The sequence below is a fragment of the Vogesella sp. XCS3 genome, from assembly GCF_020616155.1.
Taxonomy (GTDB): domain Bacteria; phylum Pseudomonadota; class Gammaproteobacteria; order Burkholderiales; family Chromobacteriaceae; genus Vogesella.
On the sequence record NZ_CP085530.1, the window covers coordinates 1455323 to 1476744 of the forward strand.

A 21422-nucleotide genomic window follows, 5' to 3' on the forward strand; every position below is an offset into this window, starting at 1 on the left:
CATGACGAGCAAAACCCTGGTCTGGCTGCAAAGCGGCGGCTGCGGCGGCTGTACGCTGTCGGCGCTGTGCGCGGAAAGCCCCGACTTCTTTACCGCGCTGGCCGACAGCGGCATCCGCCTGGCCTACCACCCGTCGCTGACCGAAGCCAGCGGCGACGAGGTGGCGCCGCTGCTGGCAGGGTTGGCCGCAGACGGCATTGACATCCTGTGCCTGGAAGGCTCGGTGATGCTGGGGGCGGACGGCCGCTTCCACATCAGCGGTGCCGAACACCAGCCCTACTACCGGCAGATCGCAGCGCTGGCCGCCCGCGCCCGCTACGTGGTGGCGGTGGGCACCTGCGCCGCCTACGGCGGCATTACCGCCGCCGGCGACAACCTCACCGGCGCCACGGGCCTCGCGTGGCAGGGCAGCCAGCCCGGCGGCCTGCTGGGTAGCGGCTTTGCCGGCAGCAGCGGCTTGCCGGTGGTGAACATCAGCGGCTGCCCCACCCACCCGGGCTGGGTGCTGGAAACGCTGGCGCTGCTGGCCGCCGACGCGCTGGCCGCCAGCGACCTGGACCCGCTGGGCCGGCCACGCTTCTACGCCGACAAGCTGGTACACCACGGCTGCGACAAGAACGAGTTTTACGAATTCAAGGCCAGCGCCGAGGCGCCCGGGCAGCAAGGCTGCCTGATGGAGTTTGTCGGCTGCAAGGGCACGCAGGCGCACGCCGACTGCAATATCCGGCCGTGGAACGGCGAAGGCTCCTGCCTCACCGGCGGCTACCCGTGCATCAACTGCACCGCGCCCGACTTTGCCGACCCCGGCCACGGCTTCTTCGACACGCCCAAGATTGCCGGCTTCCCGGTGGGCCTGCCCACCGACATGCCCAAGGCCTGGTTTGTGGCGCTGTCCACGCTGTCCAAGTCGGCCACGCCCACACGGGTGAAGGTTAACGCCACACAGGACCGCATCACCATGCCACCGTCGCTACCCAAGAAAAACACCCCATGACACGACGCATACTGGGCCCGCTGGGCCGTGTGGAAGGCGACCTTACCCTGACGCTGGAGCTGCAAGACGGCAAGGTAGCCGCCGCCGAAGCCACCAGCGGGCTGTTTCGCGGCTTCGAACGCATTCTGGTAGGCCGCCAGGCGATGGACGCGCTGGCCATCGTGCCGCGCATCTGCGGCATCTGCTCGGTGTCGCAGTCGGTTGCCGCCGCGCGCGCGCTGGCGCAGCTGTACCACGTGACGCCGCCGGCCAATGGCGAACGCGTCACCAACCTGATCCACGCGGTGGAAAACGTGGCCGACCACCTGTCGCATTTCTACCTGTTTTTCATGCCGGACTTTGCCCGCGACGCCTACGCCGGCCACGGCTGGCACGCGGATATCCGCGCCCGCTTCAAGGCGGTAGAAGGCAGCGCCCACGCGCCGATGTTGGCCGCACGCGCCACGCTGATGCGCTTCATGGGCACGCTGGCCGGCCACTGGCCGCACACCATGGTGATCCAGCCCGGCGGCGTCAGCCGCACCGTCAGCGCCGCCGAACGCGTGCGGCTGGGGCAATGGCTGGCAGCCTTCCGCCGCTTTCTGGAACAACACACCTACGGCGTGCCGCTGCAGGACGTGGCCGCCTGGGACAGCCCGGCAGCGCTGGCCGACTACGCCAGCCGCCAGCCGCAGGCCGACCTGGCGCGCTTTCTGCTGCTGGCAGACAGCCTGGGCCTGGCCACGCTGGGCCGCTGCGACGCGCCGCTGATTGCCGGCCCGGCCTACCTGGAAGGCGAAGGCAGCAGCGCCTGGGCGCCGGCCGGCGTATGGCAGCAAGGTAAAACCGACATACTGGATACCGCGCTGATCCGCGAACACAGCCGCCACGCCTGGCTGGTGGACTACGGCCCCACCCACCCGTTTGACGACGACACGCTGCCGGTGCCGGATAAAACCGACGCCTACAGCTGGAGCAAGGCACCACGGCTGGGTGGGCAGCCGGCGCAAACCGGCGCCATCGCCCGCGCCCTGCTGCGCCGCGACCGGCTGACCACCACGCTGGTGCAGGCGCAAGGCAGCACCGTGTACACCCGCGTGCTGGCACGGGTGCGCGAAATGGCGCTGCTGGTGCTGCAGATGCAGGCGTGGCTAGCCGCCATCGAGCTGGACGCGCCGTTCCAGACTGCGCTGCCGGCGCACCCGCTGTACGCCCGCGGCGAAGGCCTGACCGAGGCGGCACGCGGCATGCTGGGCCATTGGGTGACGCTGGACGGCAGCCGCATCCAGCGTTACCAGATCATTGCGCCCACTACCTGGAACTTCTCGCCACGCGACAGCGGCGGCCAGCCCGGCCCGCTGGAAGCCGCCCTGCTGGGCACCGTGGCCGACGACGCGCAAGCGCTAGCGGTGCAGCACATCGTGCGCAGCTTCGACCCGTGCCAGGTGTGCACGGTGCAGTAGAGGACCCCATGCCCGACAAACTCATTAGCAGCGCCGAAGCCACCCGCCTGGGTGGCGAGCTGGCCGAAGAAGCCTGGATAGACGTGATACGCCGCATGGACCAGGTGTACACCGAGCTGGTGCAATCGCAGGAAACGCTGGAAGCCAAGCACCGCGAGCTGGCCGACGCGCACCGTTTTACCGAAGGCGTGCTGGAAGCCATGACCGACGTGATGGTGGTATGCGACACGCTGGGCCAGGTGCGCCAGGTGAACCGCGCCATGGTGTCGCTAACCGGGCTGAGCGAAAGCCTGCTCACCGCCTGCAAACTCACCGACCTGGTGCCGGGCGAGGCCGAGCGCGAGCTGCTACTGCACAGGTTGGCCGCAGGCAATGCCGAGGGCAGCGATATCGAAATTGCGCTGATCGCCCACAACGGCGAATCGATACCGGTCACCTGGAATGTCAGCGCGCTGTTCGACGGCGAGCGCCGCTACAGCGGCTTTGTGGCGGTGGGCCGCCCGGTGGGCGAGCTCAAACGAGCCTACGCCGAGCTGAAACAAGCGCACGAGGCGCTGAAGGCGGCACAGGCGCAGCTGGTGCAGGCCGAAAAAATGGCGTCGCTGGGGCGGCTGGTGGCCGGCGTGGCGCACGAGCTGAACAACCCAATCAGCTTCATCGTGGGCAACACCCACGCCATGCAGCGCTACGCTGGCAAGCTGCAGCAGTACCTGGCCGCCGTGCACGCGGCCAACCCCGACGCGGCCACGCTACGCCAGCACCTGAAGATCGACCGCCTGCTGGCCGACCTGCCCTCGCTGCTGGACGGGCTGATGGAAGGCGCGCAGCGCAGCAGCGCGATTGTGGACGCGCTGAAACGCTTTTCTGCCATCGAAACCGACACCCGCCAGCGTGTGAACCTGGCCGAAGCGGTGCAGCGTGCGCTGCACTGGGTAGGCCAGGCGGCACCGCACCGCGTCGATGTGCACTGCCACGGGCTGGATGGCGCGCAGTGGGTCACCGGCTCGGCCAACCAGCTGCAGCAGGTGCTGGTAAACCTGATCCAGAACGCCTACGACGCGGTAGAAACGCAAGCGGCACCCGCATTGACACTAACGCTGGCCAGCGGGCAACACCAGGTGAGCCTGAGCGTGGCCGACAACGGCCCCGGCATTGCCGCGGCCAACCTGGCGCGTATCTTCGACCCGTTCTTTACCACCAAACCGGTGGGCAAAGGCACCGGCCTGGGCTTGTCGATCAGCTACGGCATCGTGGAGCAGCACGGCGGCACGCTGTCTGCGGCCAACCTGCCAGAAGGCGGCGCCTGCTTTACGCTGACGCTGCCGCAAGCAGGCTGACCGTGGCAAGGAGAGCGGCACCGGGTTAAGCCCCTGGCGCCGCGCGCAGCATGGCGGCGCGACATGACGCTACGATGGCCGTTAGTATGGCTGTTCCGCCACTGCGGCCAACCTTGGCACCACCGCCATGACCACCATGCTCACCTTCCCGCCCGCCGACAGCGACGACCTGACCGCCATCGACAGCCTTGTCCGCAACGCGATGGCCGAGCACTACCAGCGCCACCAGCTGGCCTGGGATAGTGCCGCCTTCCGGCTGCGCGCCGCCGACACCCGCTTCCACTGGCTGCAGCTGGGTAACACCCGTGTCGGCATCATCGGCTACCGGCCAGAAGCCAGCGCCGTGTATCTGGCCGAGCTGCACTTGCTACCGGCGTGGCAAGGCCGTGGTCTGGGCGCACAGGCGCTGGCCTGGCTGCGACAGCAAGCCGCCGGGCATAGCGAGCTACGGGTACGCACGTTTCACGACAGCCGCGCGCTGGGCTTTTACATACGGGAAGGCTTTAGCGTGGTACGCCAGGATGGCGTCTTGCTGGGGCTAAGCTGCCCGCTGCCGCCAGCGCCTTAGCAAAAGAAAACGGCCTGCATGGCAGGCCGCACAAGGCAGAAACGCACGGGACAAAACCTGAAGAACGGCGGCCACTGTAGCGCGCTGGCGTGACAGCGCGATGACACCCCGCCAGCAAAGGCGGCTACCGGCTGGCGCACCATAGTGCAAAGCCGCTTGCCAGCCGTTGTAACGCTAGCCGTTACAGCTCAGCCCCATCCCCTTGAAAAACAGCCACTTGCCCCGCCTGCCAGCCTTACCCGGGGCTGGCATGCTTCCTGCAGTGCCGCCACCATGCCCGGGCTAAAACGGGCAAGACACGCATCCACCTGGAGACACCAATGACCCCGACCCGCAGCTTGCTGGCTGGCACCCTTAGCCTGGCCGCCCTGCCCGCGCTGGCCCACACCGGCCACAACGATACATTTAACCTGCTGACCGGCATGGCACACCCGGTAGGCGGGCTGGACCACCTGCTGGCCATGGTGGCCGTCGGCCTGTGGGCCGCAGCCCACCAGGGCAAGGTACGCCTGGCGGCACCGGCGACTTTTGTGCTGGCCATGCTGGGCGGCTGCCTGCTGGGCGCTGCCGGTATCAACCTGCCTGCGGTAGAGCCAGGCATTGCGCTGTCGGTACTGGTGCTGGGCCTGATGGTAGCCGCCGGTAGCCGCGTGCAGGCCAGCATCGGCTTACCGCTGATTGCCGCCTTTGCCCTGGTACACGGCCATGCCCACGGCGCCGAAGCGCCGGCCGGCAGCCTGGCCGGCTATATGGCCGGTTTCGTGCTGGCAACCGCCGCACTGCACGCTGGCGGCCTGGTGGCTGGCCACACCCTGCTGGCCCGCGCCAGCCTGTGGGTTCGCGCTACCGGCGCCGCCATTGCCGCCAGCGGTGCCTGGCTGCTGGCGTCCAGCCTGTAATTCTGTTGCCGGCCGGGCTTGAAAACGGCCGGCGCATGCCTATCTAGCCAAGGCTGGTTGTACCCCGCGCGCAGCGCCTGCCCGACGGGCGCTGCACGAGTGGTATTGCCGCTCACACTCCTCCATCCAAACCTGGTTGTTATGCATGACAACAGCCGGGCAGGCCGCCCCCGCGCCTGCCCGGTATTTTTTTGCCCGCCCCTGCCGCACAGCTGGCAGCCAGTTGGCCGCACCCACTGCAAAGCCGCTTACCACCCCGCCGTAACACCACCAGCAAAACCAAGCAAAAACAGCCACTTGCGCACACCATCAAGCTGGCACGCTTCTTGTAACAGGCTGCCACCCATGTTGTAACCACCCCCCTATAAAACAGAATAAGGCAGAGACCACGATGGAGACTTTCTACCAGGCCATGCGGCGCCAGGGTGTTACCCGCCGCAGCTTTCTGAAGTTCTGCAGCCTCACCGCCACCTCGATGGGCCTGGGTTCGGCATTTGTGCCGCGCATTGCCCAGGCACTGGAAACCAAACCGCGTACGCCGGTGATCTGGCTGCACGGGCTGGAATGTACCTGTTGCACCGAGTCGTTCATCCGCTCGGCGCACCCGCTGGCGAAGGACGCCATCCTGTCGCTGATCTCGCTGGACTACGACGACACCATCATGGCCGCTGCCGGCCACCAGGCCGAAGCCATCCTCGAAGAGATCATGGCCAAGCACAAAGGCGAGTACATCGTGGCCATCGAGGGCAACCCGCCGCTGAACGAGGACGGCATGTTCTGCTTCCCCGGCGGCGAGCCCTTCGTGGAAAAACTGAAGCGCGTATCGGCCGACGCCAAGGCGCTGATCGCCTGGGGCTCCTGTGCCAGCTGGGGCTGCGTGCAGGCCGCCAAGCCCAACCCCACCCGCGCCACGCCGGTACACCAGGTGATTCTGGACAAGCCCATCATCAAGGTGCCGGGCTGCCCGCCCATCCCCGAAGTGATGGCCGCCGTGATCACTTATATGGTCACCTTCGACCGTATTCCGGAGCTGGACCGCCAGGGCCGCCCCAAGATGTTCTACGGCCAGCGCATTCACGACAAATGCTACCGCCGCCCGCACTTCGACGCCGGCCAGTTCGTGGAAAGCTGGGACGACGAAGGCGCGCGCAAGGGCTACTGCCTGTACAAGGTGGGCTGCAAAGGCCCCACCACCTATAACGCCTGCTCCACCGTACGCTGGAACGGCGGCGTGAGCTGGCCGGTGCAAAGCGGCCACGGCTGCATAGGCTGTTCGGAAGATGGTTTCTGGGACAAGGGCTCGTTCTACGACCGCGTCACCAGCATTCCGCAGTTCGGCATCGAGGCCAACGCCGACCAGATCGGCATGACGGTAGCCGGCGGTGTGGGGGCGGCCATTGCCGCGCACGCGGCGGTCAGCGCCATCAAGAGCACGGTGCTGAAAAAGCAGGACCTGAAGCCGCTTGACGACACCCAGAACAAGAACAAGGAGAACGTGTAATGGCCTACCAGACCCAAGGCTTTACCCTGGACAACAGCGGCCGCCGCGTGGTGGTAGACCCGGTAACGCGCATCGAAGGCCACCTGCGCTGCGAAGTGAACCTGGACAGCAACAACATCATCACCAACGCGGTATCCACCGGCACCATGTGGCGCGGGCTGGAAGTGATCCTGAAAGGCCGCGACCCGCGCGACGCCTGGGCGTTTGTGGAGCGCATCTGCGGCGTATGCACCGGCACCCACGCGCTGACCTCGGTACGCGCCGTGGAAGACGCGCTGAAGATCAATATCCCGGCCAACGCCAACCTGATCCGCAACCTGATGCAGGCCGCGCTGTACGTGCACGACCACCTGGTGCACTACTACCACCTGCACGCGCTGGACTGGGTAGACGTGGTGTCGGCGCTGAAAGCCGACCCCAAGAAAACCAGCGAGCTGGCGCAAAGCATCTCCAACTGGCCGCTGTCCAGCCCCGGCTACTTCCGCGACCTGCAGTCGCGGCTGAAGCGCTTTGTGGAAAGCGGGCAGCTAGGCCCGTTCCGCAACGGCTACTGGGGCCACCCGGCGATGAAACTGCCGCCGGAAGCCAACCTGATGGCGGTGGCGCACTACCTGGAAGCGCTGGATTTCCAGAAGGAAATCGTCAAGATCCACACCATTTTCGGCGGCAAGAACCCGCACCCGAACTGGCTGGTAGGCGGCATGCCGTGCGCCATCAACGTGGACGACACCGGCGCGGTGGGTGCCATCAATATGGAACGCCTGAACCTGGTAAAACAGGTAATCGACCGCACCATCGAATTCTGCGAGCAAGTCTACGTGCCGGACGTGATCGCCATTGCCGGCTTCTACCCGGAGTGGTTCAAGATCGGCGGCGGCCTGGCCAGCCAGAGCGTGCTGTCGTACGGCGATTTCCCCGACAAGGCCAACGACTACAGTGCGGCCAACCTGCTGCTGCCACGCGGCGCCATCATCAACGGCAAGTTCAGCGAGATCCACCCGGTAGACCTGTACGCGCCGGACGAGATCCAGGAGTTCGTTACCCACAGCTGGTACAGCTACGGCGACGACAAGAAAGGCCTGCACCCGTTTGATGGCATCACCGAGCCCAGATTCGAGCTGGGGCCGAACCACAAAGGCACCAAGACGCGCATCGAGTCGCTGGACGAGTCGGCCAAGTATTCGTGGATCAAGTCGCCGCGCTGGAAAGGCCACGCGATGGAGGTAGGCCCGCTGGCGCGCTACCTGATCGGCTACCATCAGAACAAGCCGGAGTTCAAGGAGCCGGTAGACGCGCTGCTCAAGCACTTCAACGCGCCGCTGGACGTGATGTTCTCCACCAACGGCCGCACCGCCGCGCGCGCGCTGGAATCGGTGTGGGCGGCGCGCCAGATGGCCAGCTTCTACGACCAGCTGATCGCCAACATCAAGAACGGCGACACCGCTACCGCCAACGTCGAAAAATGGGACCCGTCCACCTGGCCGGCATCGGTGAAAGGCGTGGGCTTTACCGAGGCGCCGCGCGGCGCGCTGGGCCACTGGCTGAAGATTGAAAACACCAAGATCGACAGCTACCAGTGCGTGGTACCCACCACCTGGAACGCCGGCCCGCGCGACGACAAGGGCCAGATCGGCGCCTACGAAGCCTCGCTGATGGGCACCAAGATGGCGGTGCCGGACCAGCCGCTGGAGATCCTGCGCACGCTGCACAGCTTCGACCCGTGCCTGGCCTGCTCTACCCACGTTATCGGCGATGACGGCGGCGAGCTCGTGAAAGTACAAGTGCGCTAAACGCATCGGGTTGGCCGCATGCGGCCAACCTTTGGCCCCCAGACCCGGCTGCCGCCACCGCACACCCCGGCGGCGGCCGGATCGCCGGAATGGCCCGCGGCGGGGGCTGCAATCCCCTGCCGCGGCGCTGCCGGTTCATTCAGAGCAGCGGCCACGGCCACGCTACTGCAGCACGTAGCGGGGGGGTGGCACAGACTCAGGAGCAAGCGATGAAAAGCTATGGTTTTGACGGCAACGCCCCACAAGGGCTGGGCCGCAAGGTAACGTCGGTTTACGTGTATGAGGCGCCGGTACGGCTGTGGCACTGGGTGACGGTGCTGTGCATCATCACGCTGTCGCTCACCGGCTATTTTATCGGCAAGCCGCTACCCAGCGTGCCGGGTGAGGCCACCTTCCGCTATGTGATGGGCTACATCCGCTTTGCCCACTTTGCTGCCGGCTACGTGCTGGCGGTGGGGCTGGTGGGGCGGCTGTACTGGGCCATTGTCGGCAACCACCACGCGCGCGAGATCATTCTGGTACCGGTGTGGGACAAGGCCTGGTGGCAGGAATTCTTCTTTGAAATCCGCTGGTATCTGTTTATCGAGCGCTACCCCAAGAAGTACATCGGCCACAACCCGGTAGGCCAGATCGCCATGGCCAGCTTTATCTGGGCCACGCTGTTCATGTGCGCCACCGGCTTTGCGCTGTACGGCGAAGGCACGGGCGATGGCAGCTGGGCGCATACCGCCTTTAACTGGGTGATTGTGGCCTTTGGCAACAGCATGGACGTGCACAGCTGGCACCGGCTGGGCATGTGGGCGATTTTGCTGTTCGTGATGATCCACGTGTACGCCGCCATCCGCGAGGACATCATGTCCAAGCAGAGCATGGTGTCTACCATGATCAGCGGCTTTCGCATGTTCAAGGATTAGGGCTGGCCGTGACAGCGTCTTGCTGTCACGCAGGCCCTGTAGCTACACGCTGGCCCGCCTGGCGGTGCCGGCAAACGATAGTTGTAGAGTGTGTGGGTAAGTTGGGCCGGGGGAAACCCCGGCCATTTTTTCAAAGGTTGGCCGCATGGCACACAAAATCCTTACCGCCCGAACCCCCATCGCCCCGGGGCGCTTTTTACACAGCCGCTTCTTGCGGCCTGCCGGCCTGACACAAACCGATGCCGCCAGCCGGCTGGGGCTGTCGCGCCGCCGCCTGAACGAAATCATCCAGGGCCACCGCGGCATTACCCCCGATACCGCGCTGCGGCTCTCGCTGCTGTTTGGCCTGCCGCCGCGCTTCTGGCTGGACCTGCAAGGTGACTGGGACCTGGCGCAGGCAAGGCGCAAGCTGCAGCACGCGGCTTGATACTCAGCCCCCGGCCGGGACACCCGGCCAACGCAATGCAAGCAGATCAGCGGTACTAAGCCGGCAAAACGGGTACAGGATGCTTTCTTCCTTGCTATGGTGCTGCCATAGCTGGCGTTGCAATACGCCAGCCAAGGGGGCGCATACGGCTTCATCGCGCTGCTGTACGGCCTGGTACAGCGCTTCCATCAGCTCGCGCAGCTGCTCGTGTTCATACCGCATCACTTCGGTGGGCCCGTTCTGCTGGCCATTTAACTGTTCGTACAGCGGGTACAGTACCTGCTCTTCGTCGGCAAAATGGCTATCCAGCTCGGCACAAAAATCGTGGCAGGCTTGCTGTGCCGGCACCCAGTGCTGCTGTGCTATATGGCACTGCAAGGCCTGGAACAACTGCTGGCAATGGTGGTGTGTCTGTATCAGATAGTCTTCTGGTTTCATCGGGTATCCAGTGTCCTGGTAGCCCTGGCAGCACCGTGCTGTACGGGCTGATTTCAGTATTGCACTGCGGGGGCACCCGCAACTGACGCGGATCAAATACGGGCCCACCTACCCGCACAGCATGAGAAAAACAGGCCAGCACAGGCCTGCGGGGCAGACTGTGCTACCATGCGGCCTCGTATTTTTCCGTTTCCCGCCTGCTTTACCCGATGTTCTCATCGCCCAAGCATCGCCTCTGCCCTTTGGTCGCGACGTCTGTTCGACGCACATAGAGTCCAGCTCGTACCGCACCAAAGGTTTGCCATGCCAGGCTATACAGTAAAAACCCAGCACGTTCGCGTGGCTGGGGCCCCCGATCTCGTCATCCGTTCCTTGCTGGACAACCAGCAGTACGCCGACCCGCTAGGCGAAGCCGCCGCGCTGGGTATTTCCGAAGCCAGCTGGCCGCTATTTGGCCTGGTATGGCCATCTGCACAAAAGCTGGCCGACCTGATGCAAGACTGGGAACTGGGTACGCAGCGCATTCTGGAAATTGGCTGCGGACTGGGGCTGGCCAGCCTGGTGATACAGCGCCGTGCCGGCAATATCACCGCCAGCGACTGCCACCCGCTCACCGCAGGTTTTCTGGCGGCCAACGTGGCGCTGAATGCGCTGCCGCCGCTGCCCTACCTTACCGGTAACTGGGGGCACAGCAACCCGGGCCTGGGCGAGTTTGACCTGATTATCGGCAGCGATGTGCTGTACGAGCGCGACCAGCCACTGACCCTGGCCGCATTTATTGCCCTGCATGCCGCCCCAGCCGCCCAGGTCATCATCATCGACCCGAACCGTGGCAACCGCAGCCTGTTTCACCGCCAGATGGCCTTGCTGGGCTTTACACTGAGCGAAACCATGATCGAAGCCCCGTTGTGGGACGGCACACCCTATCGTGGCCGCCTGCTGCACTACCAGCGCAGCCTGCCACCAGCCAGCGTGTGCTAGCCCATGCAAAAGCCCACCGCAAAGGTGGGCTTTTTACTGTCAGGCTGGCTTGAACGGATACTAGCCTGGGCTCACAACAGGCGCCTTGCTTTGCAAGGCACGCCCCTGTACCGGCACGGTTGCCTCCTGCTGCGAGGGCTCCGGGTCTACGCTGAGCCAGCGCTTGATGCTGAGGCCGCCGGTAATGGTGGCGCTGGCGGCATCCTTGCACGACAGGCATACCGGCTTGCCGGTGCGTTCGCGTATCGCCACATCCACACGGGCACCATGCAGCACCTTGGACTTGTCGCGTTGCCATTCCAGCAGTGTGTTGGCCAGGTGGCGGTAGGACGGGTCTTTCATGCCGTAGATATCACGATAGGCGGTGAGCCACAGCTCGCCGGCCTCGTCCTCGTTCAACACCAGAGGCTGGTAGGCAATGGTCACCTGGGCGCCATTATTCACCCAGTCGGCCAAGGCCAGCGCATTCTCGTTTTTCAAGCGGACACAACCATGGCTACGCACCCCGGGCACGCTACCTGGCTGGTTGGTACCGTGAAAGCCCAGGCCCAGACGCGGCTCGCCAAAACGGATGAATACCTTGCCCAGCGGATTATCCGGCCCAGGTGGTACTTCGGTTTTCACCGGCTGGCCTTTTTTGGCCATTTCCGCCTGGATGGACTTGGGGACATGCCAGGTCGGGTCACGGTGAATACCGGTAATGCTGTAGCTGCCGGTAGGCGTACGCGTGATCTGCTTGCCCACCGCTACCGGGTAACTGCGCAGCAAAACGCCATCCTGATACAGCAACACACGGGTTTGCGGCAGGTTCACCACCAGATGCTGGCCCAGGGGGGCGATATCGACATCCGGCTCGGGGGTGGACGCCCATACAGTGCTACTGATGAAGGCAAAGAGGGCAAGGCTGGGCTTGAGTGTCAATTTGGTACTTTGAACAGGTTGCAATAGCGAGGATGGTAGCAGATGCAGACCGATTTGTTGTATTGCCATGCGGCCAACCGGGCACCGTGCGTTTTGCTGTGGTTTCTGCGACAATTGCCGCCTTTGCCAACGCATTTTGACTTTAAAAAACAATGACTCAACAGCAACAAATCGCCCAGATCGAATCCCTGGACCATGAAGGACGTGGTGTTGCCCACGTCGAAGGCAAGACAATATTTATCGAAGGCGCACTGCCTTACGAAGTAGTTACTTACAGCAGCTTCCGTAAAAAACCCAGCTACGAGAACGCGGTAGCGGTAGATGTGTTGAAAGACAGCTACATGCGCACCCAGCCATCCTGTCCGCACTATGGCGTATGCGGTGGCTGCTCCATGCAGCACGTGGAGTTTACCGCCCAGGTGGCCATCAAACAGCGCGTGCTGGAAGACAACCTGGCCCGCATCGGCAAGGTTCGCCCGCAAGTGGTCATGACCCCTATCGCCGGCCCGGCCTGGGGCTACCGCCACCGCGCCCGCCTGTCTGCCCGCCTGGTAGAGAAAAAAGGCGGCGTGCTGGTAGGTTTCCATGAAAAGCGCTCCAGCTTCATCGCCGACATGAACGAGTGCCACATTCTGCCCAAGCACATCTCGGCGCTGATTACCCCGCTGCGCCAGATGATTTACCAGCTGTCCATCAACAACCGCATGCCGCAGGTAGAAGTGGCCGTGGGCTCGGACGTGGACATCCTGGTGTTCCGCAATATGGACGCCATCACCGATGACGACTTCGCCATCCTGAAAGGCTTTTCCGACCAATACAGCCAGCCAGGCCGCCCGCTGCAAATGTGGCTGCAGCCCAAAGGCCCGGAAACCTGCTACCCCATCTACCCGCTGGACGCACCACGCCTGACCTACCGCCTGGCCGACTTCAACGTGGAAATGCCGTACTACCCCACCGAGTTCACCCAGGTCAACCCGGACATCAACAACGTGATGGTCGCCCGCGCCCTGCGCCTGCTGGACCCGCAAGCCGGCGAACGCATTGCCGACATGTTCTGCGGCATCGGCAACTTCACCCTGCCGATCGCCCGTAGCGGCGCCACCGTGCACGGCATGGAAGGCAGCCAGGCGCTGGTAAAACGCGCCGTGGAAAACGCCACCCACAACGGCCTGCAAGACAAGGTGAGCTACGAGATGGCCAACCTGTTCGACGTGACCGAAGAATCGCTGGCAGCGCTGGGCAAGTTCGACAAAATGCTGATCGACCCGCCACGCGACGGCGCCATCCAGCTGGTAAAAGCCTTTACCGAGGAAACCGCCCCACAGCGCCTAGTGTACGTATCGTGCAACCCGTCCACGCTGGCACGCGACGCCGGCATTCTGGTCCACACCAAGGGCTACACGCTGAAATCGGCCGGCATCGTGAACATGTTCCCGCACACCGGCCACGTGGAGTCCATTGCCTGGTTCGAAAAAACCAGCCCGTGCAAGACCCATGCCGAAGTAGCGGAAATGGAAGCGCGCGAAGAAGCCGAGCGCGACGCCGCCCGTGCCATCGCCATTGCCGCCCGCGAAGTGCGAGAAACCCAGCTGGCCGAGCTGCGTGCCATCGAAAAGGCCGAAAAGCAGGCTGCCAAAGCCGCCCGCACCGCCGAGTTCCAGGCCCGCACTGCGGCCAACGCGGAAAAGCGCGCCGCTTTCGAAGCCCGCCAGGCTGGTGGTGATGCGGGTAGTGAGCAGGCGGAGTAAGCACCAAGGCGGCAGCTACAGAGTTCCGTCACTAGGCGACTGTTCCGATAGGGCCACCGACTGCATTAGATGATTTTTGTATCGCTCGACCCCAGTTTTACCCCAGAGCGAACCATGAAGATTCATCTAACTGATAGTGCAATCGCTAGACTAAAGACCCCGGTTGACCGTGTTGAGTACAAAGACACGAGGCTTCCGGGGTTTACTTTACGCGTAGGACGAAGGGCGAAGGTCTGGTACTTCCGGTCTACCATCAATAGAGAGCGTGTCAGCGTTAAGCTTGGAACATGGCCTATCGTGAGCGCTGACTTAGCAAGGGCGCGTTGCACTCACTGGCTTCAACTGAACAGAGATACCTACGCTCTTGGTACTAGCACTGCCACTTCAAATCCCGCCCCAACACTGCCCACCACACCAACGCTCCAAGAAGTGTACGAAGAGTACACAAAGTCAAAGCAATTAAGATCGACCACGCTTGCTACCTACGGCAAGACATTACGGCTATATCTTTCGGCCTATATAAATCAGCCTCTCACAGCTTTGACATCGAAAACAGTAAGAGCTATATACTCTGGACTAAAAAGTAAAATCTCAGTTGCCAAGGCGAATGCTGCTTTATCTCTCATTAAAGCACTATGGCGCTGGTGGAGTGCTACACAAGAAATTGAACTTCCCGATATTTTCACAGCACTAGCCGCATCAGGAGAAAAGAAAAAAACAAAAGCAAAGGATGACGTATTAATTGATAGTCAAATTCAAGAACTCGGAAGAAATTTAAACAAGCTCAGAGAACAAAAAAAGAATTTCATCCTCACAGGGCTTTATACAGGGCTTCGTCTATCAGAACTTCTAAGACTCACTCCTTCATCCATCGACCAAAAATGCAAAACCATCAAAATTGACAACACAAAGAATGGGAAACCACACACTTTACCGATTAGCACACATCTAATGAATGTCCTAATTGAGCTATGTAAGGGCAAGGCTAACAGCACTCCGTTGTTTCCAGCACAAGCTAAAAATTGGTGCTCCAGCATATCAAAATTAGTGAACATACCCTTCTCAGCACATACACTGAGAAGAACTTTTGCATCACAAGCAACCAAAATAAACATCAACGCCTACACCATTAAAGCACTTCTAAATCATCACGCAGGCTCTGACATAACTCAATTGCATTACATTAGATTAAATGTAGACGATCTCAAATCGCCAATGCAAAAAATCTGCTCACACATTAACAACCTAATATACAACACCAGCAATACTGACGAAATACACAAAACACCTATTTAACACACTACATCTGCTTAGCCAAACACAGAAAAATCAACAGCTTAAAAAATAAAACCCCTATTTATTGCAGCTTTCCAATCGGAAAAATACAATATTTAGGGGTCATTTATGAAGAAAATCAAGACTTATTATAAGAAATCAATGCCTCGAAAACTCTAGGCTCAATTCGACTCTTGTACTTATGAGCCAAATCAGATAGAACCTTGTTCTTTTTCGCACCATTGACACGAGACAAGGCATAGTTAATTTCCGGAGGAATAAGACAGCAAGTCTCAGCAGAGTACACCTTATATCCACCAGAAAACAAATCTTTATCAACATGAAAGTCTTCTTCATCACATCCAACTTGAGAATGCCACCATTTGGCGAAATTCTGAAAACAAAGGAACTCATCACTAATCCCAGTCCCCACATAAGACAGATTATTTTTATAATTAAAAGCAGTCGCCAAATAAATCCTACTTTTCCATGCCCGATAGCACTTGGCACAATCTTTGGGAGTGTACTCACCATGTCCTACATAACCCAACCCGTTAATCACCCGATCAAAAGGCGACTTAAACTTCCTGCTAATTAGCTTGGAATTATCGATCTCCAAATAAACCTTAGAACCAGTTTGAAAATCTGCAAAGACAACTATAGATTTATTTTCGTCAACCCACTCAACTACCTCAGCATAATTTTCATATTTATTCTTAAAACATTCACCAATCCAGACAGACATAATTCAATTCCAATGATTATAAACAGTTGCCCTACTAAAACCAGTCTCCCGCTGCACTTCAGACTTTGAGAAGCCTAAAACCTTCAATCTCTGCACTATTATATATGTTTCATCCGCTTTGGAATTCAGACCAACGAGACCAACATTGCCAACCTTAGCATCTGGCGCGTAATTATTTACGAAGTAGTCCATTGTGGGCTTATCAATAAAGACAAATTCAACAGGAGCGTTAGAGCTTGCGTCCCGCAACTTTGTACGCAAGCAAAACTGATACGCTGCTTCAAAGCTATTGAATACCTCAATCGCATCAATGATATTTACTGGATCACCCCCGAGAAATTGGCAAACCTCTTTTAGATGTGACTTTACTTCCCCATTGAGTCTTGAAACACCTAGCCAAATTGCCTTCTGAAAACCATTTCTATATAACTCAATATCATGAAAACCTTGGGTTTCAAGCTCGTGCTCAGAGTACCCATGTACATTAGCGCCTCCAAAAATATTGAGCCCATGACTAACATAAGCCGCTCTAACGCCAACACCTGAAAATACCCCATCAGCGATAGACTTAAATTTACAATCGAGTGCACCTGACTTATTCGCATTAGTAGCGTATATAAAATCACTAGTGAGCAACCGCTTGGACTCCTTACATATATCTTCAAAAATTCCATTTTTTGCGATACTAGACAAACCAGCTCGTTTTTTTAGAATTGCATGGCACAATATTCTTTTTGAATCATGCCTATTTCTAGCTGCATCTGGCTGTAAGATATCAGGAGCAGACTCCAGCTCCATTCCATACCACTCGCATGCAACTCTAGCAAATGGAGAATTTACAACATTTGAAGACATGAGATAGAAGTCTTTACAGAACCTAGCAATTTGCATAATAGGGCTTGGTGCATAACCATGAATAACAAACCCCCCGCCAGAAACCCGACTTCGTATAAGTGGGCAACCAGCCAGAGCAATCCATATCGCATTCTTCGTATGTTCATCACCATTCTGATAATCAGAATAGAAGCTCTTTAACCTTTTCCTATCTTGTGGAAACCAGTATCTTTTCTGCTCAAATCGTTCCATTTCGACAGGACGAAGATAAGCAAGCCAGCGATGATTCTCCACAACTCTGACAGAAACCCTAGCACTCAAAATAGGAGAAGGAACCTCATCAACAAAAATGACATATTCCCCCAAAATCTCTGAAAACGTGCCATCCAGTAATATACGCTTACCAATCATCTCAAGAGCTTTATGAGTCAAGACAATTACATGCCTTTTGGAAGAGTCTCTAATAGCCATAGAAAATAGCTCAGTGACACTTGGTTCACCATCGTGACTTACCAGCCCATAAATATTGGATAATCCAAAGCTCCTGCGGAGAATATTTGCCGTTTGGTGAACCATCTGCTTTGTTGGCATGGCAAGGATATACTTACCCTCAGTCGGGCTATCAGCAATATTTCGCATGACGTTATATGATTTACCACTACCACATACACCAGTAATAAACTTTATTTTTTTCTTTCTACTCATATACCTTACGTATCTTACTCGAAGCCTAGACCCAACAGGGTTAGTGTCTAATTTTGTCTAAAAGGCTTATAGAGAAATTTAGACAAAACTATAGCCATGCAAAAGCACTATAGGTTTATTGCCAATGCAATCTAGAGCTCAAATTGGATAACAACGCCCTCCGCAGGAGTCGCCTCGCCCGGCGAATTCGGGCGTAAATAACTACTACATAAAATCTTCCCACTCCTCATCGAGGCTAATCAGAGGAGCGCACCAATTTCAAAGAAAACCTATGCGAGGTCAGTGAGGACCGCATCATAGTTCCATCATCAAAAATTTGGCAATAAAAATTTCCAGCAAATTTATTTAACAGGTATCAAATATGTTTTGTTAAATAAAACTCCTCTCTAATTCTAAACATAGGTGTAAATTAAATATCGCCATCATTGTCATATTTTGATGAAAAATTAATCGCAATATCACAAAAAGCTATAGGTTGGAAAGGAAACGTTGCGATCTGGAATATTGAATTGAATTGATTTTTTTTAAGGGAAGAGGATTTTTGAACAGAAAAGTCCCAGATTTGATGCTGGATTCCCAAGGTGGGTTAGCGGTGCAGACTATTGGAAGTCACCGCTGAGCGGTGCATAGTGAGGGCTTTGGAAGGGAGAATGACATGCCGAACAACAGAAAATGCATATAAAATATCTGATATGCAATTACGATAGCATGATCTAAAGAGGGCCTAGGGTGGATATCCTAGGTGTCAGTTGTAAACTTTGGGGAAAGCGCTATGTATTTCTTTTGTTGCTTAGCAAGAAGGATGTATGCTATCCAGAGCAAATCACAATTTCGAAATATCAATAGGCAAGGTGATATCTCACAGGCTTAACTTTGCTAGGATGCGCTGTACTTGGAGTAGAGACCATACTCCTCCCTTGGCTGCTTTTATTCCCAATAGATTAAGCTCTTGGACCATAGCTCGTTGTGATAGGTGCCTAGCCTTCATCCCCACAAAAACACCTCTGAGTCTCTCTGAAAACTCTTTAGATGCTTTTTGACGATCTTCTATGTTTGGTTTCAGGTTCTGTGAACCTGCCTTACCAAGTTGAACGCCTCGTGCTTTAGCTGCTGCCAACGCGGCTTTCGTACGTACACTAATTTGATCACGCTCCCATTCTGACATCACTGCATGCATCTGGATCATTACTTTGTTAGCCTGTGGCATATCAGCAGCAACGAACTCAACACCGGTTTCTAGCAATCCCGAAACAAAATGAACATTCCTGGCCAATCGATCAAGCTTAGCTATGACTAGTGTTGCCCCATGCTTTTTGCACTCCCCAAGGGCCGCTTTTAGCTGGGGGCGTTTATCGATAGCATTTGCGCCTTTAGCAGTTTCTATCTCTTGAAATTCATCTATCAGCTCCCATGCGCCATTAGCTAAGAAACTGGCTACCGCCTGTCTTTGCGCCTCAAGTCCAAGACCACTAAGTCCCTGCTTCGTAGTGCTCACTCTGTAGTAAGCCACACACTTTCCGACCTTCATATCGCCTCCGACTACAATATAAAACGTTCATTTAATATGTAGTCATATTAGTCAACAAGAGCAGGAATGTAAATGTCTACGGGTAAATAAAAAAAACGACCTCCAAAATGAAGGTCGCTTCACAAAATACGGAGTCAGCTGCTTAACCATTCAACGTTTACTGAAAAATGCCTGACTAATATTTTCGAACCACTAGAGTGGGGATGCGTACTGGAAAATGAAAAATCTGTGATAGGCTCACATTTACAACAATAGGTTTTTGGCAATAACGAAAGATGCTCAAACCACTTTTTCATCTTAGTCACAATCCCCTGCTCTTTAAAATAGACCAAAAAACCAAGATATATTTGACGGCCTGTAGCATACCTATCTAATAGTTGATCCATTCCACTTTGAAGGTATGCAACACCATCCCAAATCTTTGCCTCACCATACCATTTCATGGCACTGCGTTGTTTAGGTTGAACGAGCATATCAACATGACCGCCTTGCGTTGGATCTTTCATAGCCACATAACCGCTTCTTTGTAAGCAAGAAACAATCTCTATCGATAACCTGTCTTCTCCATCTTCCGATCGTTCTTTTTTACCAGCCTCCAAGCTAACGATTATTTCATCAAGCTCTTTATAAAGCCTAGTGATAAAAACTTCCTCTGTTTCAGGGGCTATTATTTCCATAGTGCGTATCAGATCTACCGCTCCATACAGCGAGAGAAAATCTTCAAGGTCATGTCGCATTAGAATTACCTTGCAGATTACAAAGCAGCTGAAAGTCATCCTTGGACAATAAATACGGAAAAATCATGCTTGCTGCTGCTTTGGGTGAGTAGACTCTGGAGCCAAAATATAGATCAACCCCATTAATAACAGACTCTATATCAGAGTGACTAACATCGAAGCAATCATCATCATCGATTAGATGAAATTTTAAATCAAACAAGTTATTTTCAACGCAAAGAAAATCTATAATAATTTTCCAGAACTTTTTCTTATCAACACCAGCCGAAGCCATGACCGCTTCCAACTCGTACGCAGGAATATACAGTGGCTTGCAGCCAAGATATTTCAGACAGAGTGCAAAAAGGACCTCAATCTGTGGGCGACGATGCCCATAGTTTTTTGTGAGCGTTTCCCACAAAAGAGGGTTGTCTTGTTGACTAGACATATAAAGCTATTCTGTGTAGCGCGAATGCAAGTTCATTAAACGAACCCTGGGAGCTTAAAACAGCACAATGCATACCCCCTTGCCGGTGAAGTTGCTTACGAGTGCCTAGGATCTCAAATTCTACTTGACTGACAGTTTTAGTAGCTGCGCTGGGCAACCATGTCACTCCAATCTTAAAGGGACGAATTCCACCTCCAATAGCAGCCTTACCTTGTATATGGTAACCTTCATTTCTTAGATCAAGCTGACCAGGTTTTAGTTTTTCATCTCGAACCACACCAGTATTACATTCAAACTCCAGCCTATGAATAACCCCTTCATTTGGCTGCTGATAAATACCCTCGATAGCCGGATAAAAATCTATCATGCTTAATTTAGAAAAAGATGGGCAAACACCCCTGAGCTCAGTAATAAATGACGCCTGCAACTCATAGACGCTTTCTTCAAAAGTATACTTTTTATTATCAATAATAACATACAAAATGTCATTATGACTATCGTAAATGACACTATCAAAAACGGTAACTCTAACATTGGTTTTAATTCTAACAACAGAATCAGGAGTCCACAATTTCCTCTTTGTTTCAGGAATCAAGTCATTCCCAGAAAGTACATGTGTTTCGCCAGCCATTCTCGTACGGCAAAATGTATATGAATAAAATCTACCGTCATTTCTCTTATCAATTAAAGCATAGTTCTCGCTACCAAAACTTAGCGCAGTTTCAATAGACATACTTGAAACTTTTAGACCTTCAAGCTCAGCAATAAGATGCTCATTTGCATCAAAAGCGAAGATGGATTTATTGCCGAAACAAACAACATCCCGCAGCAGATCTAAGAAGAACACCTGCTCATTGCTATTTTTCGCAAAAATTTCATCCCATGACCTAGCTACAGGCTTTTTATGCGCCTTTAAAAAATCACATAGCAAAGAATGGGAGATGTGCTTTCTTACCAACTCAGCTAAATTTTGAGGAATTGAATTTGTTCTAGCATTCACGGCAGAGCTCCAGCAATTGATGTATTAGGTGCGATTAACATTTCTTATCATGGTGACAAGCACCTTCAGGCACACCCAATGAATGCCCTCATCATACCAAAGCCTTTGATCTTGTTGCCATGTTTAAGTGCTAGAATCCCCCAGTAGGATCCCAAATTTTGACCAACACAGAGCTGGACAAGCGTATACAAAAGTTCTTTTTGCACCCATA

At 56.1% G+C, this 21422-nt stretch carries 20 protein-coding genes and 1 pseudogene; 13 read left to right on the top strand and 8 right to left on the bottom strand.

Annotation, left to right across the window (positions count from 1 at the left end; all coding sequences use genetic code 11):
• The first annotated feature begins 1 nt into the window (after window position 1).
• The 9 genes from LCH97_RS06900 to LCH97_RS06940 all read left to right on the top strand — a co-directional run bounded on the left by LCH97_RS06900 (window position 2) and on the right by LCH97_RS06940 (window position 9872).
• A complete protein-coding gene (locus LCH97_RS06900) occupies window positions 2-994 on the top strand; it encodes a hypothetical protein (RefSeq protein ID WP_227304329.1) in 993 nt (330 codons plus the stop codon).
• Window positions 991-2436, top strand: a complete 1446-nt coding sequence (locus LCH97_RS06905; protein WP_227304331.1) for a nickel-dependent hydrogenase large subunit — start codon at window positions 991-993, stop codon at window positions 2434-2436. The genes LCH97_RS06900 and LCH97_RS06905 overlap by 4 nt, the downstream gene beginning before the upstream one ends.
• A gap of 8 nt (window positions 2437-2444) precedes the next feature.
• Entirely contained in the window at window positions 2445-3773 is a 1329-nt protein-coding gene (locus tag LCH97_RS06910; protein ID WP_227304334.1) for a sensor histidine kinase, read from the top strand.
• A gap of 127 nt (window positions 3774-3900) precedes the next feature.
• Entirely contained in the window at window positions 3901-4341 is a 441-nt protein-coding gene (locus LCH97_RS06915; protein WP_227304337.1) for a GNAT family N-acetyltransferase, read from the top strand.
• A 320-nt stretch (window positions 4342-4661) separates the two neighbouring features.
• Complete coding sequence (locus tag LCH97_RS06920; RefSeq protein ID WP_227304340.1) at window positions 4662-5240, top strand: HupE/UreJ family protein; 579 nt, start codon at window positions 4662-4664, stop codon at window positions 5238-5240.
• Window positions 5241-5631: 391 nt separating this feature from the next.
• Window positions 5632-6741, top strand: coding sequence for a hydrogenase small subunit (locus tag LCH97_RS06925; protein ID WP_017508539.1), 1110 nt, complete (start codon window positions 5632-5634; stop codon window positions 6739-6741).
• Window positions 6741-8531 carry a nickel-dependent hydrogenase large subunit gene (locus LCH97_RS06930; RefSeq protein ID WP_227304343.1) on the top strand — a complete coding sequence of 597 codons (1791 nt, stop codon included), beginning with the start codon at window positions 6741-6743 and terminating at the stop codon, window positions 8529-8531. Before LCH97_RS06925 ends, LCH97_RS06930 begins: the two co-directional genes overlap by 1 nt.
• A 209-nt stretch (window positions 8532-8740) precedes the next feature.
• A complete protein-coding gene (gene cybH / locus LCH97_RS06935) occupies window positions 8741-9445 on the top strand; it encodes a Ni/Fe-hydrogenase, b-type cytochrome subunit (RefSeq protein ID WP_227304346.1) in 705 nt (234 codons plus the stop codon).
• 145 nt (window positions 9446-9590) lie between these two features.
• Window positions 9591-9872 (top strand): HigA family addiction module antitoxin, encoded by a 282-nt coding sequence (locus LCH97_RS06940; RefSeq protein ID WP_227304349.1) that lies wholly within the window; start codon window positions 9591-9593, stop codon window positions 9870-9872.
• Between the two features lie 3 nt (window positions 9873-9875).
• Here LCH97_RS06940 and LCH97_RS06945 read toward each other — a convergent pair whose 3' ends face one another.
• Window positions 9876-10310 (bottom strand): hemerythrin domain-containing protein, encoded by a 435-nt coding sequence (locus tag LCH97_RS06945; RefSeq protein WP_227304353.1) that lies wholly within the window; start codon window positions 10308-10310, stop codon window positions 9876-9878.
• A 303-nt stretch (window positions 10311-10613) separates the two neighbouring features.
• On the opposite strand from LCH97_RS06945, the gene LCH97_RS06950 reads away from it, so the two are divergent.
• On the top strand, window positions 10614-11291 hold the full coding sequence (locus LCH97_RS06950; RefSeq protein WP_227304356.1) for a methyltransferase: 678 nt from the start codon (window positions 10614-10616) through the stop codon (window positions 11289-11291).
• Window positions 11292-11351: 60 nt separating this feature from the next.
• Here the strand turns inward: LCH97_RS06950 and LCH97_RS06955 are convergent, their stop codons facing one another.
• Window positions 11352-12281, bottom strand: a complete 930-nt coding sequence (locus tag LCH97_RS06955; protein ID WP_227304359.1) for a L,D-transpeptidase — start codon at window positions 12279-12281, stop codon at window positions 11352-11354.
• Between the two features lie 83 nt (window positions 12282-12364).
• Here LCH97_RS06955 and rlmD point away from each other — a divergent pair, with 83 nt between their 5' ends.
• The 3 genes and pseudogenes from rlmD (at window position 12365) to LCH97_RS06965 (ending at window position 15256) form a co-directional block, all read left to right on the top strand.
• Complete coding sequence (rlmD, locus tag LCH97_RS06960) at window positions 12365-13960, top strand: 23S rRNA (uracil(1939)-C(5))-methyltransferase RlmD (protein WP_227304362.1); 1596 nt, start codon at window positions 12365-12367, stop codon at window positions 13958-13960.
• A gap of 114 nt (window positions 13961-14074) precedes the next feature.
• Window positions 14075-14245, top strand: a pseudogene (locus LCH97_RS18850) (hypothetical protein); the annotation flags it as partial.
• A gap of 12 nt (window positions 14246-14257) precedes the next feature.
• A complete protein-coding gene (locus LCH97_RS06965; protein WP_255619307.1) occupies window positions 14258-15256 on the top strand; it encodes a tyrosine-type recombinase/integrase in 999 nt (332 codons plus the stop codon).
• A gap of 118 nt (window positions 15257-15374) precedes the next feature.
• On the opposite strand, the gene LCH97_RS06970 is transcribed toward LCH97_RS06965, so the two are convergent.
• The 6 genes from LCH97_RS06970 to LCH97_RS06995 all read right to left on the bottom strand — a co-directional run bounded on the left by LCH97_RS06970 (window position 15375) and on the right by LCH97_RS06995 (window position 21211).
• The gene (locus tag LCH97_RS06970; protein WP_227304368.1) at window positions 15375-15980 is read right to left on the bottom strand and encodes a hypothetical protein; all 606 of its coding nucleotides are present in this window, start codon (window positions 15978-15980) and stop codon (window positions 15375-15377) included.
• Between the two features lie 3 nt (window positions 15981-15983).
• A complete protein-coding gene (locus tag LCH97_RS06975) occupies window positions 15984-17519 on the bottom strand; it encodes a hypothetical protein (RefSeq protein WP_227304371.1) in 1536 nt (511 codons plus the stop codon).
• A gap of 859 nt (window positions 17520-18378) precedes the next feature.
• A complete protein-coding gene (locus tag LCH97_RS06980; RefSeq protein WP_227304374.1) occupies window positions 18379-19047 on the bottom strand; it encodes a recombinase family protein in 669 nt (222 codons plus the stop codon).
• Between the two features lie 134 nt (window positions 19048-19181).
• A complete protein-coding gene (locus LCH97_RS06985; RefSeq protein ID WP_227304377.1) occupies window positions 19182-19784 on the bottom strand; it encodes a hypothetical protein in 603 nt (200 codons plus the stop codon).
• The gene (locus tag LCH97_RS06990) at window positions 19774-20211 is read right to left on the bottom strand and encodes a hypothetical protein (protein ID WP_227304380.1); all 438 of its coding nucleotides are present in this window, start codon (window positions 20209-20211) and stop codon (window positions 19774-19776) included. The genes LCH97_RS06985 and LCH97_RS06990 overlap by 11 nt, the downstream gene beginning before the upstream one ends.
• Window positions 20204-21211 carry a hypothetical protein gene (locus LCH97_RS06995; protein ID WP_227304383.1) on the bottom strand — a complete coding sequence of 336 codons (1008 nt, stop codon included), beginning with the start codon at window positions 21209-21211 and terminating at the stop codon, window positions 20204-20206. The genes LCH97_RS06990 and LCH97_RS06995 overlap by 8 nt, the downstream gene beginning before the upstream one ends.
• Window positions 21212-21422: the final 211 nt, after the last annotated feature.